Raw genomic sequence first — 13,015 nt, 5'->3', positions numbered from 1 at the left:
GAGCAGGTGGATGACGAGGGCCGGGTGCGGCTGACGGTTCATGGCGAAACCGCCTTGCAAGGAGATCGGGACCTGCTGCAGGTAGCGTTGCGTAACCTGCTGGTCAATGCCCTGCGTTACTCCCCCTCAGGCACCCCGGTTCGCCTGAGTGTGGCGGGAGGTTCCGAGAGGATGTGCTTCAGTGTCTGCAACGAGGGGGAACCCATCGACCCGGCCACGCGCCCGGCGCTTTTCCAGAGCTATGTGCGAGGCACCAACGCAGCACGTGCACCGGGCACGGGGCTGGGGCTGTATCTGGTCAAGCGGGTGGTGGACCTGCATGGCGGCAGCATCCGCCTGGAGGAAAGTCGCACGGACGGCACCGAGTTCGTGGTCGAATTGCCACGGCAGTTTGCTGCCGCTACGGTGCCATCGCCGGGCTGAGGGTCGGGCACGTTGGAACGGTGGCGTGGCCACCGCTCCACCGGCCAGTTAGCGGAATTACTTGAGGGACAGCACCCAGGTGGCCAGCTTCTTGGCCTCTTCAGGGGTAACGTTGTTGGGAGGCATGGGCACTTCGCCCCAGACGCCCTTGCCGCCGGCCTTGATCTTGGCCGCCAGCTTGTCGGCTGCGCCGGCATCGCCCTTGTACTTGGCGGCCACATCCTTGTAGGCGGGGCCCAGAACCTTTACGGCCACCTGGTGGCAGGACATGCAGTTCTTGGCCTTGGCCAGGGCTTCGTCGGCCTGGGCATTGCCCAGCAGCATCAGGCTGCCGAGGGCGAGCAGGGAGAGCGTGGTACGTTTCATGGGAGTTTTCCTCCTGTGGTTGATGGGAGGCGCCACTCTCCCCCAACCGGTGGTGAAAGCCTTGATGCGCATCAAGCGCCCTCCCCGCGTGCCGTAGCGGCGTCGATCGGGCCTGCCGGGCTTGATGCCGGTCAAGGCCTGCCTATTTGCTCAGGCGCTCGTAGAGCTTCACCGTGGTGTCCACATGGCGCAGCAGGCGCTCTCCTTCGGTGAACACCACCCGGGCGTGGTGGGTACGGCGGGTGCGGCTGAGGTCCGGCGCCAGGGCGGCGAGGAAGGTTCGCCATTGGGCAGCCACTTCGTCCAGTTGCAGGGCCACCTCGGCGATGCCGTGGCTATTGCCTCGCAGGGCATCGAGATTGGCTTCGAACTCGGCCTGGCTATCGTCCATGGTGCGGGCCGCGGTCTGGTCGCAGTCCGGCCAGTCGCTGAACAGGAACAGCTTGCCCATGCGCTGGGAGATCATGCGGTTGCGGCCGGCCAGGTTGACGTAGCGGGCTTCCGGATTGTCGGCGGACTCCACGGCTGTCCGGGTCAGCTGTTCCGTCGCCGCGAGCAGCACCTCGCTGTGCCGCAGGAGGGCCGGGGCCTTGGCAGGGGTAGCGTCCGGGTCGGCCAGCAGGGCCTGGTAGGCTGGCCAGGCATCCTCGACCCCGGCCAATCGTTCGGCCAGGGGCGCCTCAAGAGTTAGGCCCTCCAGGCGTTTCAGGACCCGCTCGAATTCGCTCCCAAGCTGGCGCAGGCGGACCAGATATTTGGCAGGCGGCAGGCCGGTGCAGAGCAGCCCCCAGGCGACGGCTAGACGCTGGGACAGGAACCGCAGGCGGCCACACAGATTGACCAGGGCGCCTGCGGAGAGGCGCTTCCTGGGGCGGATGATTTCAGCCCGGGCGCGTCGGGAAAAACTGATGCGCTGGCCCAGGGTGCCGGGTTCGATGTCGAGCAGGGCGGCGTTCTGGATGTAGAGGGTGCGGCCATCCACCACGATCAGGCCGCAATCCGTCAATTCCCGCAGGCAGCGGGAGAAGGATTCGGGGGTGATGCCGATGCGGGCGGCAATCATCTTCTTGCTGGGTTGCAGCGTCACCGGCGTTTCACCGGCGGATTTCACCGCCTCGCCGGCCTGGCCCAGCAGGTAGTCGAGGACCCGCTGGGTGGCGGAGAGGCCGTAGTGGTAGCTGGTGACGTCGCATTCGGTGGCCCGCAGGCGCTGGGCCAGGAGCTGGATCACCCGGCTGCTGAGGGTCAGATCCTGACGGATGATGGCGCGCAGACGCCAGGTGTCCACCACCAGGACAATGCAGGGGCCCAGGCTTTCGCAATCGGAGAGATAGCGTTCGGCGCCCAGGACCTCGCCCGGTGCCAGCAGTTGGGGGGACTGGATCAGTTCCAGGGTTTTCACCGCTTCGCCGGCCAGCCGGGTGGTGCGCCGCAGGGTGCCCCGGATCAGGATGAAGGCTTCCTTGACCGGCCCGTCGATGTTGAACAGGTACTCATGGGCCTTCAGGCTCACCACGCGGCTGGCGGCCAGTAATTCAGCAATGACGGGCTCGGCCAGCCCGCTGAGCAGGGGAATGTCCGACAGCAGTTCGCGGCTGCAGCGTCTGCTTTCCTTGTATGCGGCCATGGTGTGATCGTTGTGGGGTGGAGCAATAAAAAAACGGGAGAGGGTAGCCCCTCTCCCGTCCCGCTGGGTGTGTGCTTCGGGAGAAGCTAATGCCCCATTAGTACACGTCGTGCTGGGTGTTGTAAACGTTGAACTTGCCGGTGGGCGTTACCAGCTTGGGGTCCTTGATGACGGCCTTCAACTTGCGGGTCTTGTCATCCACCACCACGATGGCGGAGGGCTGGTCCTTGCCGTTCCACACCGAGAACCACACTTCGTCGCCGGCCTTGTTGTACTCGGGCTGGACGATGCGCTTGGGGCCTTCCTTGATGCCGGACCAGTCGCCGATGGGCAGCAGCTCATAACCCTTGTCCAGGTTGTTCACGTCCCACACCGCCACGGACTGGCTGATGTTGGCTTCCGGATTGAGGGTGGTGTCCACCCACAGGTTCTTGGACTTGGGATGGGTCTTGAGGAACAGGGAACCGCCGCCCAGGCCCTTCAGGGTGCGCACCACCTTCCAGGCGTTGTCGCCATGCTTCACCGGGTCGGTGCCGATGAGGGAGATGGAATCGTCGCCCAGGTGGCCGGTGGCCCACACGGGACCGAACTTGGGATCGACGAAGTTGGCGCCCCGGCCCGGGTGGGGCGTTTTGCCCACGTCCACCAGCTTGGCCAGCTTGCCGTCCTTGGTGTCGATGACGGCGATCTTGTTGGAGGCGTTGGCCGCATCCATGAAGTAGCGGTGGGTGGATTCGAAACCGCCGTCATGGAGGAAGGGGGCCGCCTCGATCATCTTGATCTTCAGGTTGCTGAGATCGCGGTAATCCACGGAATAGACCATCCCGGTTTCCTTCACGTTCACGAAGAATTCAGGATTGAAGTGGGAGGAGACGATGGCCGCCACCCGGGGTTCCGGATGGTAGTCCTGGGTGCCTACGCTCATGCCCCGGGTGGAGACGATCTTGCGCGGCTTGAGGGTGTCGCCGTCCATGATGACGAACTGGGGCGGCCAGTAGGTGCCGGCGATGGCGTACTTGTCCTCGAAACCCTTGGCCTTGGAGCTTTCCACCGAGCGGGCTTCCATGCCCACCTTGATCTCGGCCACGGTGTCGGGTTTTTCCATCCACAGGTCGATCAGGTTGATCTTGGCGTCGCGGCCGATGACGAAGAGGTAGCGGCCGGAGGCGGACATGCGGGAGATGTGCACCGCATAGCCGGTGTTGAGGATGCTGACGATCTTCTTGCTGTCGCCGTCGATCAGGGCGATCTCGCCGGCGTCCCGCAGGGTGACGGAGAAGAGGTTGTCCAGGTTGAGGTTGTTGAGCTTCTTCTTCGGCCGCTTTTCCACCGGCACGATCACCTTCCAGCTGGCTTCCATTTCCTTCAGGCCGTACTCGGGCGGAGCGGGGGGCGTCTGCTGAATGTAGCGGGCCATGAGGTCCACCTCGTCGTCGCTGAGGACGCCGGAAGTGCCCCAGTTGGGCATGCCGCCGGCAGAGCCGTACTTGATGAAGACCTTGAGGTATTCCAGGCCCTTGGCGATGGTCAGGTCCGGCGTCAGGGCCTTGCCGGTGGCGCCCTTGCGCAGCACGCCGTGGCAGCCGGCGCAGCGCTCGAAGAAGATGCGCTTGGCCTTCTCGAACTCGGCCTCGGTCATCTTCGGTGCCAGGGGGTTGATGTCCTGGTGCATGGGCACGGTGGCCAGGGGCGAGCCGCCGCCGGCCTGGTAGTCCCGCATGGTGGCGTCGCCGTGGGATTCCGGCGTGCCGGCAAAGGCGAACTGCACGGCAAAGGCCAGGGCCGGAATGGCCGCCAGCCTGAGTAGGTTGAAACGCTTGGTTTTCATGGCTCCCTGTTCCTGAAAAAATTGAGTGAGGAGGCCCCAATTTCTGCGCCATGAAAAAAACCACTTTGATCAGGGTCAATATATTCCGGCAGGCCGCTGGCAGCGGCTTTTCAGCCCATTCCGGACTTGACCGGCGTCAAGTCTCCCCGCCCTGCATGCCCGGTATTGCCCGGACGGACGCCCCGGTGGATGGGGTAAAATCCCGCCCCTGTTAACTGGAGATTCCCATGTCCAACCCGATTGCCTGCCCCCAATGCACCCTGGAAAACACCTACCCGGATGGTGCCAACTTCGTTTGCGCCGACTGCGGCTATGAATGGCCCCAGGCGGCTGCCGCGGTGGAAGAAGAAGCCGATGCGGTGATCAGGGATGCCAACGGCACGGTCCTTAACGACGGCGACGCCGTGGTGCTGATCAAAGACCTCAAGGTGAAGGGTTCCTCCATCGTCCTCAAGCAGGGCTCCAAGGTGAAGAGCATCCGCCTGGTGAGCGGCGGCGACCACGAGGTGGATTGCAAGCTCGACCAGGGCAACTTCATGCTCAAGGCCTGCTTCCTGAAAAAGGTCTGAGCCGGCGGCCGGGGCGCCGTCTTTACCTTTGCTTACCGTCTGCTGCCCCAACTTAACCATTCGCCTGCGTAGAGTGGTCGCCGTCGTCGATTCCGGCAGCGGCCGGCCCTCCTTGCGCCATGGCGATCCTCATCCAGCCCCCGGCTGCCGACCCCCGGGCGGCCGCCGAATCCCTCTTTGCCGAAGGCTGCGCCCGCCAGGCGGCGGGTGACGCCGCAGCGGCAGCCCGGCTTTTCCGCGAAGCCCTCTTCCTGCACCCCACCCTGGCCGAAGCCTGGGCCAACCTGGCCCTGCTGGCGGAGGCCGGCAGTGACTGGCCGGAGGCGGAAGCCTGCCATCACCGGGCTGTCACCTACGCCCCCGAGCTGCACCAGCAATGGCTCAACCTGGGGGCTTTCCTGCTTGACCGGGCCCGCCCCGAGGAAGGGCGGCAAGCCTGCGAGCAAGCGGCGGCCCTGGCCCCCGATGCCCCCGAGGTCTGGCTTAACCTGGGCGTAGCCCACCTTTGCGGCGGCAGCCCGGATGCGGCGGAGCGCTGCCTGCGCCTGGCGCTTGCCCTGCGCCCCGACTACGCCGCCGCCCGTTTCAACCTGGCCTATCTGCTGCTCGGCCAGGGCCGCTGGCAGGAGGGCTGGGCCTGTTATGAGTCCCGTCCCTGGCTGCGCGGCCTGGCGGCCCATTTCGCCCAGCCCCGCTGGCAGGGCGAACCCCTGGCCGGGCGCCATGTGCTGGTGGTGGCGGAAGGTGGGCTGGGAGATGCCATCCATTTCGTCCGCTTTGCTGGCCGCCTGAAAGCGGCGGGCGCCGGGCGGGTCAGCCTGCTCTGCCATCCGCCCCTGCTGCGCCTCTTCCAGGGGCTGCCCAATGTGGATGCCGTGGCCTCCCTGGGGGAGGCCCAGGGGCGTACTGAGGGCCAGCTCTGGGTGCCCCTGATGAGCCTGCCCGGCCTGCTGGACTGCCGCCCCGATCAGGCCCCCTCCCCATTTTCCTATCTATCGGCCGACCCGGTGGCCGGCGACCGCTGGCAGGCCCGCCTGCCCCAGGTCGGTAGGCGGGTGGGCCTGGCCTGGCAAGGTAATCCGGCGTTCGAGAACGACAGCCAGCGCTCCCTGGCCGACCTGGCGGTGCTGGCCCCCTTGGGGGGGTATTCCCGGGCTGACCTGGGTGGGCGTGCAGAAAGGTCCCGGCGCCGATCGACCGGCGCCGCCAGCCCTGGCCCTGACCAATGTGGGGCCCTGGCTGGAAGACATGGCGGAAACGGCGGCCCTGCTCTGTCAACTGGACCTGCTGATCACCGTGGATACCGCCGTGGCCCATCTGGCGGGGGCCCTGGGGCTGCCCTGCTGGCTGCTGCTGCCCCATTACCGCGTGGACTGGCGCTGGGGCGGCGGTAGCGGGGATGGTAATGGCGGGGGTCAGGAAACTTCCTTCTGGTATCCGTCACTGCGCCTGTTTCGCCAGGCCGCTCCCGGTGACTGGCCCGAGGTGGTGGCGCGCCTGGCCCCGGCCCTGGCGGCCTGGGCGGCGGGGAAGGCGCCGCACCACGAAGGGGAGGGAGGCGGCACCGCGGTCATCGGGCCGGCGGCGTAATCGCCCTTTCACCGGCCCGGGCAGGCTACAGCGCAGCCGCCTGGCTGGCCGTTCCCAGGGATCGCAGCGGTTGCCCGGCTTCATCGCCGAAGCATTCGTCCTGATGGGCGCAGACGCCGCAGGAGGGCGCACGGCAGGCGCGGATTTCGGCCTGCTCGCAGAGTTGCAGATAGAAAAATTTCTTCCAGCGCATATTGCCGGTGTTGCGCGCGAAGAGCCGGGGGAAGTGCTCCTGCATCAAGCAGGAAAGCGCCTGCCGGTCGGGCAGACCCAGGTCCTGCCAGAGGTGGTTGTGGCCCAGGCAGCCCTTGGCGACGGCCGCCGCCAGGGGCGCCGCCTCCGGGCTGGCCGCGTGGTCCAGCAGCAGGGTCAGCAGTTCGCCGTGCTCGTCGTCCCGGCATTGGGGAATCCGCGCCAGGTGGCCCAGATCCATGAGCTTCAGGTAGTGGGCGGGCTGCATGGGGCGGCTCCGGCGCTGTCGCTCAGCGGAGGCTCAGGCCTTGGCCGGAGCGTGGCTGATGCATTTCTTGGAACAATTGCGGGCACAGGCCTCACAGCCGACGCAATTTTCGGGATGGGCCACGGTCATGACCTTCTTTTCGTACTCGTCGTCATCGCCGTCGTCGATGGCGATCAGCTCGCCCTCGTCGTCCATGGCCATGAGGGAGAGCACGTCCCGGCCGCAGGTCTTGAAGCAGCGGCCGCAGCCGATGCACTTTTCGTCGTCGATGCTTTGCACGAAATTGGGGATCCACTCCACACCGGAGGGCAGGGTGACGCTGAAGACAGACATGATGGCTCCTTATAGAAAAATGGGTCAGCGCGGCGGGGTGGCGGCCAGGGCGTAGTGGCGCCGTTCCGGGCGGCAGGCGCCGGCGGCGCCGTGTTCCCGGGTGCACACCAGCCAGTTGCCGGAGAGGCGCCAGGCGAAGACCGACTGGCCGTAGCTGCGGGCTTCCTGGAAGGCCCCTTCCTCGTCGTCCGCGATGGGGGCGGGCACTTCATAGAGGTGGTGGTAGAAGCAGTTCTCGCCCCAGCGGTCGAAGCCCATGACCCGCACGCCGCCGGCCTGGAGGTCCGCCTCCCGCTCGAAGCGGATGGGCACCGCGGTGCGCCGCCGATAATCCGCCGGCAGGTAGCGCTGCCATTCGCGGCGCCAGGAGGTCTCGTCCCGGGTCAGGTCGGGCAGGTGTTCCACGATTCCTCCTAGCCCAGTTCGGCCAGGCGCTGCCGCGCCGCGGTGAGGGCGGCGTAGGCGTCGTGGGTCTTCTGGGCCGTCTCCAGGATGGTTTCCCAGTTCACCGGCAGCTCCTCCGAGAGGTCGTGCAGGTTCATCTTCCAGGTCATGGCCTGGGCCGAGAGCTTCTTGATCTGGGCCTTCAGTTCTTCGGGGTTGTCGCTCATGGGGGGATTCCTTAAATCGTGGCCACAGAGGGCACAGAGATCACAGAGGAACTAAGGGCAGAAACGGGGGCGATACGGACTGCCAAAACCACCTGCGTTACTGCTGCGATGTCTTTCCCTCTGTGCTCTCTGTGTCCTCTGTGGCTAAAGCCTTTCAACCGTAATTCGCCACCTCGCCAAAGCGGGCGATCATGGCCACCGCTTCGTTGACGATCTTGTCGCCCTGTTCGGCCAGGGCTTCCAGGGAGTCGAAGCCGAAGCGGTGCACGTCCCGGTGGTACTTGTTGAAGACCACCAGGCGGCCGGCGATGAGCACCACGCGGCCGAAGCCCTCGTGGCTCATCTTGATCATGGGGGCGCACATCACCTTGCTCTGGCGCTCGATGGCCAGGCCGATGGCGTTGTAGTACAGCTCCAGGCGCCACAGCACGTCCGGGTCCGGGTCATCGATGATGGGGATGGCCTTGCGGGCTTCCTTGTCCACCACATAGGGGCCCACCACTTCCACGTCGCTCTTGCCGTCCCAGTGGCCGTAGCTGTCCTGGGAGCGCATCTGCTTGACCAGTTCGGAGAGGAAGGGGGAGTCGCTGATGGCGAAGGTGGCGGTGTCAGACATGGGATTTTTCCTCTTCCAGGGCGTCGTCGAAATTGCGTTCCTGATCCTTCATCAGGGCCTTGCGCAGCCAGGGCGGCGGGGTGCCCTTGAGTACGGCCTGCAGCTTGCCGATGATGGTGTTGATGGGTTCGGGATTGGGCACCTTCACCGGGTGGATCTTCATGTTCACCACCCGGGCCGCCGCCGAGCCGCCAATGGCGGCCACGTACACGATGGCGCAGTCCTGGATGGCTTCCAGCTTGGCTCCCAGCTTGTCCTCGGTGCCGTCCTCCTTCAGGTCTCCCTCGAAGCGGACCACGGTGGCCAGGGTCGAGCTGTCGGCAGTGATGTCGTAGATGGCGATGTTGCGGGCCCAGCCGAAGTGGGCGTCCACCTGTTGCAGGTCCTCGGTGGCGAATGCGACTTTCAGCGGTTTGCTCATGGCGGCACCTTCCTTGGTTGATTCAGTGACAAGCGACAGCCGCCGCACCGTGCGCGCAGCCGGTGCCGCAGCTGGCGGCGGGTTCGGCGGTCGGCCGGAAATCGTCGGGGACGGCTTCGTGCAGGTTTTCAATGAAGACATTGCCCACCTCGAAAATCAGGTTCCGGGTGCCCCGGTAGCCCACGCTCACCTTGTGGGCCGCGCCGAGGCGGTCGAAGGTGGGCAGGCCGGAGCGCCAGAAGGGGATGCCCAGCCGCGCCGCCGCCTGGCGGCCGTGGGCATGGGTGATGAGCAGGTCGGCGCCGACGGCGCCCTGCTCGAAGTCTTCCAGGTCGCCGATCAGCACTTCGTCTGCCGGTACCCGGTTGAGGAGCGGGGATTCGGTGCTGGTGACGGCCACCTGGATTTCCGCCCCCATTTCCGTGAGGAAGGTGGTGAGGGCGTACAGCAGGTCCGGCTCGGCGGCCACCGCCACCTTCTTCTTGCCGAAGTGGAAGTGGCCGTCCAGCATGGCGTCCAGCAGCTGGCTGCGCTGGCGCTTGAAGCGGGGCGGCACCTCGGTGTTGGCGATGCGGGAGAGCAGGGCCAGGAAGTCGTCGCAGGGCTTCAGACCGGTGAGCCGGTCGAAAACGGTGTAGGGCACGCCGGCGATGTCCTTCAGCTTTGCCGCCGCCGCCCGGCCCTGTTCGCCGATCACCAGGGTGTAGGCCGACTCGCCCATGCTGCGCAGTTCGTCGAGCCGGGTGCCGCCCAGGGTGGTGGGCAGGAAGGTCTCGGGAATGTGGCCATCCATGGAACCGGAGAGGTCGGGCAGCACCACCGGGGTGAGGCCGAAGGCCTCCACCATCTCCTTCACCTCCTCGATGTCGCCGGGGGTGAGGTGGCAGCCGGGCAGGATATTCACCTGCCAGGGGCGGCGCACATTCGATGGTTTGGCGATGGTCTCCACCATGCGCAGCACCGCCTTGCCCCAGCCATCCTGGAAGGCGCCGGCGAAGTCTGGAGTGGAGACGAACACCACCTCCATGTCCGCCAGTTCCGGGTGCTTCTGCCGGATCAGCTGGAGGAAGCCGTCCACGTCGTCGCCCTTGGCTTCGGTGATGCCGGTGGAGATGAGACCCACCAGGGCCGGGGCAGCCCGCTTGTGGATATTCACCAGGGCCTGCTCCACGTTCTCCAGACCGCCGAGGATGGTGGTGACCTCGTTCATGGCGGTGGTCTGCAGGGGGATGGTCTCGCGGAAGTGCTTGACGAAGAGCACCAGGCCGAAGGCGGTGCAGCCCTGGGAACCGTGCAGCAGGGGCAGGGCCTGGTCCATGCCGAGGAAGGCCAGGGCGGCGCCGATGGGCTGGCTCATCTTCAGCGGATTGACGGCGCAGGCCTTCTTGCTGTGCTTGACCTCAGCCATGGCACACCTCGCCTGCGCATTCTTCCTGATTACAGGACTGCCATCCTTCAAGGTCCTGCTCCCAGTCGGGCCGCTCCCAGGGGGCCGGCTGGCGCACCTGCTGCCACACCGGGTTGGTGAGGGCCTTGTCGATCTCATCCACCAGATTGACGATGCCGTCGTAGCCGGCCAGGGCGTGGTGCCGTTCCTGGTTGATCTCCACCCAGGGGGTCTTGGCCTTCAGGGCGACGAACTGGGAGCGGCCGCCGGAGAGCATCACGTCGGCCTGGGAATCCTTGAGCATCCGGTACATCTCCCGGGGCGGCAGCTCGTCGAACATGTGGGCGTCGGTGCCCATGATCTCCTTCACCTTCTCCCGGTCGTTGGCGGTGGTCTTGCGCATGGAGGTACCGACGATTTCCATGCCCACTTCCTGCAAGGCCGAGACCACGGACCAGGACTTCACCCCGCCGGTGAACAGCAGCACCCGCTTGCCCTTCAGCCGGGCCTTGTAGGGCTCCAGGCGGGCCCAGGCCTTGGCCTCCTCCCGGGCGATGAGGGCCTCGGCCCGCGCCGGCAGGTCGGTGGGGCCGCCCTGGCGCACCAGCAGGGCGCAGATCTTCCTCAGGGCGTCGGACATGTCGGTGACGCCGTAGAAGCTGCCCTCGAAGAAGGGGATGCCGTAGCGCTCCTCCATCTTGCGGGCCACGTTGATGAGGGCCTGGGAGCACAGCATGATGGCCGCCCTCGCCTTGTGGGCGGTGGCGATGTCAGCGTAGCGGCCGTCGCCGGAAATGGTGGCGAGGATGCGGATGCCCAGCTCGTCGAAGAGGGGCTTCACCTGCCACAGTTCCCCCACCACGTTGTATTCGCCGATCAGGTTGATGTCGCAGGGCGTCGTGTATTCAGGTTCCCGGGTGCCGATGACGTAGTCCAGCAGGGCTTCGCCGCCCAGCTTGTTGCCCAGGTTCTTGCTGCCGACGAAGCCGGGGGCATTCACCGGGATCACCGGCTTGCCGAACTTGGCGGCGGCGGCCTTGCACACCGCCTCGATGTCGTCGCCGATCATGGCCGGCAGGCAGGTCTGGTAGACGAAGACGGCGGGCGGGTCGTATTTGTCGATGATTTCCTTGATGGCCCGGTAGAGCTTCTTTTCGCCGCCGTACACCACGTCCATCTCGTTCATGTCGGTGGTGAAGCCGGTGCGGTAGATATGGGAGCCGGAGGAGAGGGTATGGCGCGAATCCCAGGAATTGCCTTCGCAGGCGATGGGGCCGTGCACCAGATGGGCCACGTCCACGATGGGCTGCAGGGCGATCTTGGCCCCGTCGAAGGCACAGCCGCCGGCAGCGGCGCCCGGAGTGAGCTTCTTCTTGCAGCCCGCCTTGCGTTCCTTCTCGCCCTTGGCCTGGTTGGTGGCGCAACCCGGTTCTTCCAGGACGCTGGCCACCTTCTGTTTCAACGCGCTCATGTCGGCTCTCCTACAAATTATTTTTCTGTAGGCCTTAAGTAGCAGGTTTGGTGCCAGGGGGCGGTGCGCGGGAAAAGTCGCGTTTATTCAGTGGGGTGGCGAAATCCTGCAGCCGGAAAAGTAGCTCTCGTGTCGGAGCGTGGCCGACGGTGAGCGGAATGTCGGGCCCCATTGTCGGATTGGCGACAGGCGTGTCGGATGGGGCTGCCGATGGTGGTGCAGCCATGAAAAAGGCCGGACTGTGCCGGCCTACGGGGGGCGTGATCCTGCGGGTTGGGCTACTTGCCGCCTTCCACCAGGGCCTTGTAGCGCTTGCGTGACTCCAGGTCCCGCTTCACCCGGGCGGCGGCCTCGTTGCCGGGCTGGAAGATGGCGCGGCGGCCGGGGCCATCGGCCACTTCCTTGTAGACCTTACTGCGCACCGATTCGCTGACGGCCTGGATGAGGGCGTCCACAATGGGCTTGGGGGTCTTGGCCGGGGCGAAGAGGCCGTCCCAGATGGTCAGGTCCGGGTCCGTAATGCCCAACTCCTTGCGGGTGGGCACGTTGGGTAGTTCCGGCAGGCGCTCGTTGCCGATGACCAGCAGGGGAATGAGCCGGCCCTCCTTGTAATGGCCGAGGCTGAGGGCCAGGTTGGCAGTGCCGATCTGGGTGTGGCCGGCCAGCAGGTCTGCCACCTGGGGCGCCGAGCCCTTGTAGGGCACCTTCAGCAGGTCCACCTTGTAATGGCGCGCCAGCTGCTCCACGGAAAGCTCGGAAAGGGCGCCCGTGCCGGTAATGCCGAAGGCCAGCTGGGGTTTGCTCTTGTCCCGGGCCCGGGCCAGCAGTTCCTCAAAGGTCTTCACCCCCAGGGAGGGGTGGGCCCACAGCACGAAGGTGGATTCCACGGTGATGGCCACCGGGGTGAAGTCCGTCACCGGGTCGAATTGCACCGGCTCGACGGAGGAAACCACGTTGCCCACCAGAGCGGTGGTGTTGGCGAAGAGCAGGGTGTAGCCGTCGGGCTTGCTGCGGGCCACGTGGCGGATGCCGATGGCCCCGGTGGCTCCGGGCCGGTTGTCGATGATGACCGGCTGCTTGAGGCGCTGGCCCAGGTCCTGGGCCAGGCCCCGGGCGAAGGTATCGGTCTCGCCGCCGGCGGGCCAGGGCACGACGATATGGATTTCCTTGGCGGGCCAGGGCTCTTCCGCAGCCGTCGCCGGGGCGGCCAGGAAGGTGGTGCCGGCCAAAGGCAGCAGGCCGGCCAAGAGGAAGGCGGCGTGGCGCAGCCAGGTGCGCCGGGGGGAAAGGGACATGGAGTTCTCCGTGGGGAA

16 protein-coding genes are annotated in these 13,015 nt (G+C 66.1%); 4 read left to right on the top strand and 12 right to left on the bottom strand.

The genetic code is table 11. The features are described from left to right. Positions 1–6 precede the first annotated feature (6 nt). On the top strand, positions 7–423 hold the full coding sequence (locus AZSI13_RS07545; RefSeq protein WP_165833385.1) for a sensor histidine kinase KdpD: 417 nt from the start codon (positions 7–9) through the stop codon (positions 421–423). Between the two features lie 57 nt (positions 424–480). On the opposite strand, the gene AZSI13_RS07540 is transcribed toward AZSI13_RS07545, so the two are convergent. From AZSI13_RS07540 to AZSI13_RS07530, 3 genes are all read right to left on the bottom strand, one after another. Further along, positions 481–789, bottom strand: coding sequence for a c-type cytochrome (locus AZSI13_RS07540; RefSeq protein ID WP_109040561.1), 309 nt, complete (start codon positions 787–789; stop codon positions 481–483). A 142-nt stretch (positions 790–931) separates the two neighbouring features. Then, entirely contained in the window at positions 932–2,416 is a 1,485-nt protein-coding gene (locus AZSI13_RS07535; RefSeq protein WP_109040560.1) for a type IV pili methyl-accepting chemotaxis transducer N-terminal domain-containing protein, read from the bottom strand. Between the two features lie 97 nt (positions 2,417–2,513). After that, complete coding sequence (locus AZSI13_RS07530; protein ID WP_109040559.1) at positions 2,514–4,244, bottom strand: nitrite reductase; 1,731 nt, start codon at positions 4,242–4,244, stop codon at positions 2,514–2,516. Between the two features lie 227 nt (positions 4,245–4,471). Here AZSI13_RS07530 and AZSI13_RS07525 point away from each other — a divergent pair, with 227 nt between their 5' ends. The 3 genes from AZSI13_RS07525 (at position 4,472) to AZSI13_RS17500 (ending at position 6,403) form a co-directional block, all read left to right on the top strand. Further along, a complete protein-coding gene (locus tag AZSI13_RS07525; RefSeq protein ID WP_109040558.1) occupies positions 4,472–4,813 on the top strand; it encodes a zinc ribbon domain-containing protein YjdM in 342 nt (113 codons plus the stop codon). A 119-nt stretch (positions 4,814–4,932) separates the two neighbouring features. Then, positions 4,933–6,207, top strand: coding sequence for a tetratricopeptide repeat protein (locus tag AZSI13_RS07520; protein WP_109040557.1), 1,275 nt, complete (start codon positions 4,933–4,935; stop codon positions 6,205–6,207). Further along, complete coding sequence (locus AZSI13_RS17500) at positions 6,122–6,403, top strand: hypothetical protein (RefSeq protein ID WP_109040556.1); 282 nt, start codon at positions 6,122–6,124, stop codon at positions 6,401–6,403. Before AZSI13_RS07520 ends, AZSI13_RS17500 begins: the two co-directional genes overlap by 86 nt. 25 nt (positions 6,404–6,428) lie before the next feature. Here the strand turns inward: AZSI13_RS17500 and AZSI13_RS07510 are convergent, their stop codons facing one another. The 9 genes from AZSI13_RS07510 to AZSI13_RS07470 all read right to left on the bottom strand — a co-directional run bounded on the left by AZSI13_RS07510 (position 6,429) and on the right by AZSI13_RS07470 (position 12,997). Beyond that, positions 6,429–6,863 (bottom strand): nitrogen fixation protein NifQ, encoded by a 435-nt coding sequence (locus AZSI13_RS07510; RefSeq protein ID WP_109040555.1) that lies wholly within the window; start codon positions 6,861–6,863, stop codon positions 6,429–6,431. Between the two features lie 33 nt (positions 6,864–6,896). Continuing rightward, positions 6,897–7,196 (bottom strand): ferredoxin III, nif-specific, encoded by a 300-nt coding sequence (gene fdxB / locus AZSI13_RS07505; RefSeq protein ID WP_014235667.1) that lies wholly within the window; start codon positions 7,194–7,196, stop codon positions 6,897–6,899. 24 nt (positions 7,197–7,220) lie between these two features. Beyond that, positions 7,221–7,601 (bottom strand): hypothetical protein, encoded by a 381-nt coding sequence (locus AZSI13_RS07500; RefSeq protein WP_109040554.1) that lies wholly within the window; start codon positions 7,599–7,601, stop codon positions 7,221–7,223. Between the two features lie 8 nt (positions 7,602–7,609). After that, the gene (locus AZSI13_RS07495) at positions 7,610–7,807 is read right to left on the bottom strand and encodes a CCE_0567 family metalloprotein (RefSeq protein WP_109040553.1); all 198 of its coding nucleotides are present in this window, start codon (positions 7,805–7,807) and stop codon (positions 7,610–7,612) included. A gap of 154 nt (positions 7,808–7,961) precedes the next feature. Next, positions 7,962–8,423: a NifX-associated nitrogen fixation protein gene (locus AZSI13_RS07490; protein ID WP_109040552.1), complete on the bottom strand. Its 462-nt coding sequence runs from the start codon at positions 8,421–8,423 to the stop codon at positions 7,962–7,964. After that, a complete protein-coding gene (gene nifX, locus AZSI13_RS07485) occupies positions 8,416–8,844 on the bottom strand; it encodes a nitrogen fixation protein NifX (protein WP_109040551.1) in 429 nt (142 codons plus the stop codon). The genes AZSI13_RS07490 and nifX overlap by 8 nt, the downstream gene beginning before the upstream one ends. A 22-nt stretch (positions 8,845–8,866) precedes the next feature. Continuing rightward, the gene (gene nifN, locus AZSI13_RS07480) at positions 8,867–10,252 is read right to left on the bottom strand and encodes a nitrogenase iron-molybdenum cofactor biosynthesis protein NifN (RefSeq protein WP_109040550.1); all 1,386 of its coding nucleotides are present in this window, start codon (positions 10,250–10,252) and stop codon (positions 8,867–8,869) included. Continuing rightward, positions 10,245–11,702 carry a nitrogenase iron-molybdenum cofactor biosynthesis protein NifE gene (nifE, locus tag AZSI13_RS07475; protein WP_109040549.1) on the bottom strand — a complete coding sequence of 486 codons (1,458 nt, stop codon included), beginning with the start codon at positions 11,700–11,702 and terminating at the stop codon, positions 10,245–10,247. The genes nifN and nifE overlap by 8 nt, the downstream gene beginning before the upstream one ends. A 278-nt stretch (positions 11,703–11,980) precedes the next feature. Then, the gene (locus AZSI13_RS07470; RefSeq protein ID WP_109040548.1) at positions 11,981–12,997 is read right to left on the bottom strand and encodes a tripartite tricarboxylate transporter substrate binding protein; all 1,017 of its coding nucleotides are present in this window, start codon (positions 12,995–12,997) and stop codon (positions 11,981–11,983) included. Positions 12,998–13,015 lie beyond the last annotated feature (18 nt).

This window comes from Azospira sp. I13, from assembly GCF_003112695.1.
GTDB lineage: Bacteria > Pseudomonadota > Gammaproteobacteria > Burkholderiales > Rhodocyclaceae > Azospira.
The sequence above is the reverse complement of the archived record's forward strand: the minus strand, read 5'-3'. Positions and strand labels throughout refer to the sequence as shown.

What these genes read in the sequence shown, in the direction of transcription:
- AZSI13_RS07540 (WP_109040561.1), bottom strand. Translation starts at nt 789, where the DNA reads ATGAAACGTACCACGCTCTCCCTGCTCGCCCTCGGCAGCCTGATGCTG.
- AZSI13_RS07535 (WP_109040560.1), bottom strand. Translation starts at nt 2,416, where the DNA reads ATGGCCGCATACAAGGAAAGCAGACGCTGCAGCCGCGAACTGCTGTCG.
- AZSI13_RS07530 (WP_109040559.1), bottom strand. Translation starts at nt 4,244, where the DNA reads ATGAAAACCAAGCGTTTCAACCTACTCAGGCTGGCGGCCATTCCGGCC.
- AZSI13_RS07525 (WP_109040558.1), top strand. Translation starts at nt 4,472, where the DNA reads ATGTCCAACCCGATTGCCTGCCCCCAATGCACCCTGGAAAACACCTAC.
- AZSI13_RS07520 (WP_109040557.1), top strand. Translation starts at nt 4,933, where the DNA reads ATGGCGATCCTCATCCAGCCCCCGGCTGCCGACCCCCGGGCGGCCGCC.
- AZSI13_RS07510 (WP_109040555.1), bottom strand. Translation starts at nt 6,863, where the DNA reads ATGCAGCCCGCCCACTACCTGAAGCTCATGGATCTGGGCCACCTGGCG.
- fdxB (WP_014235667.1), bottom strand. Translation starts at nt 7,196, where the DNA reads ATGTCTGTCTTCAGCGTCACCCTGCCCTCCGGTGTGGAGTGGATCCCC.
- AZSI13_RS07495 (WP_109040553.1), bottom strand. Translation starts at nt 7,807, where the DNA reads ATGAGCGACAACCCCGAAGAACTGAAGGCCCAGATCAAGAAGCTCTCG.
- AZSI13_RS07490 (WP_109040552.1), bottom strand. Translation starts at nt 8,423, where the DNA reads ATGTCTGACACCGCCACCTTCGCCATCAGCGACTCCCCCTTCCTCTCC.
- nifX (WP_109040551.1), bottom strand. Translation starts at nt 8,844, where the DNA reads ATGAGCAAACCGCTGAAAGTCGCATTCGCCACCGAGGACCTGCAACAG.
- nifN (WP_109040550.1), bottom strand. Translation starts at nt 10,252, where the DNA reads ATGGCTGAGGTCAAGCACAGCAAGAAGGCCTGCGCCGTCAATCCGCTG.
- nifE (WP_109040549.1), bottom strand. Translation starts at nt 11,702, where the DNA reads ATGAGCGCGTTGAAACAGAAGGTGGCCAGCGTCCTGGAAGAACCGGGT.
- AZSI13_RS07470 (WP_109040548.1), bottom strand. Translation starts at nt 12,997, where the DNA reads ATGTCCCTTTCCCCCCGGCGCACCTGGCTGCGCCACGCCGCCTTCCTC.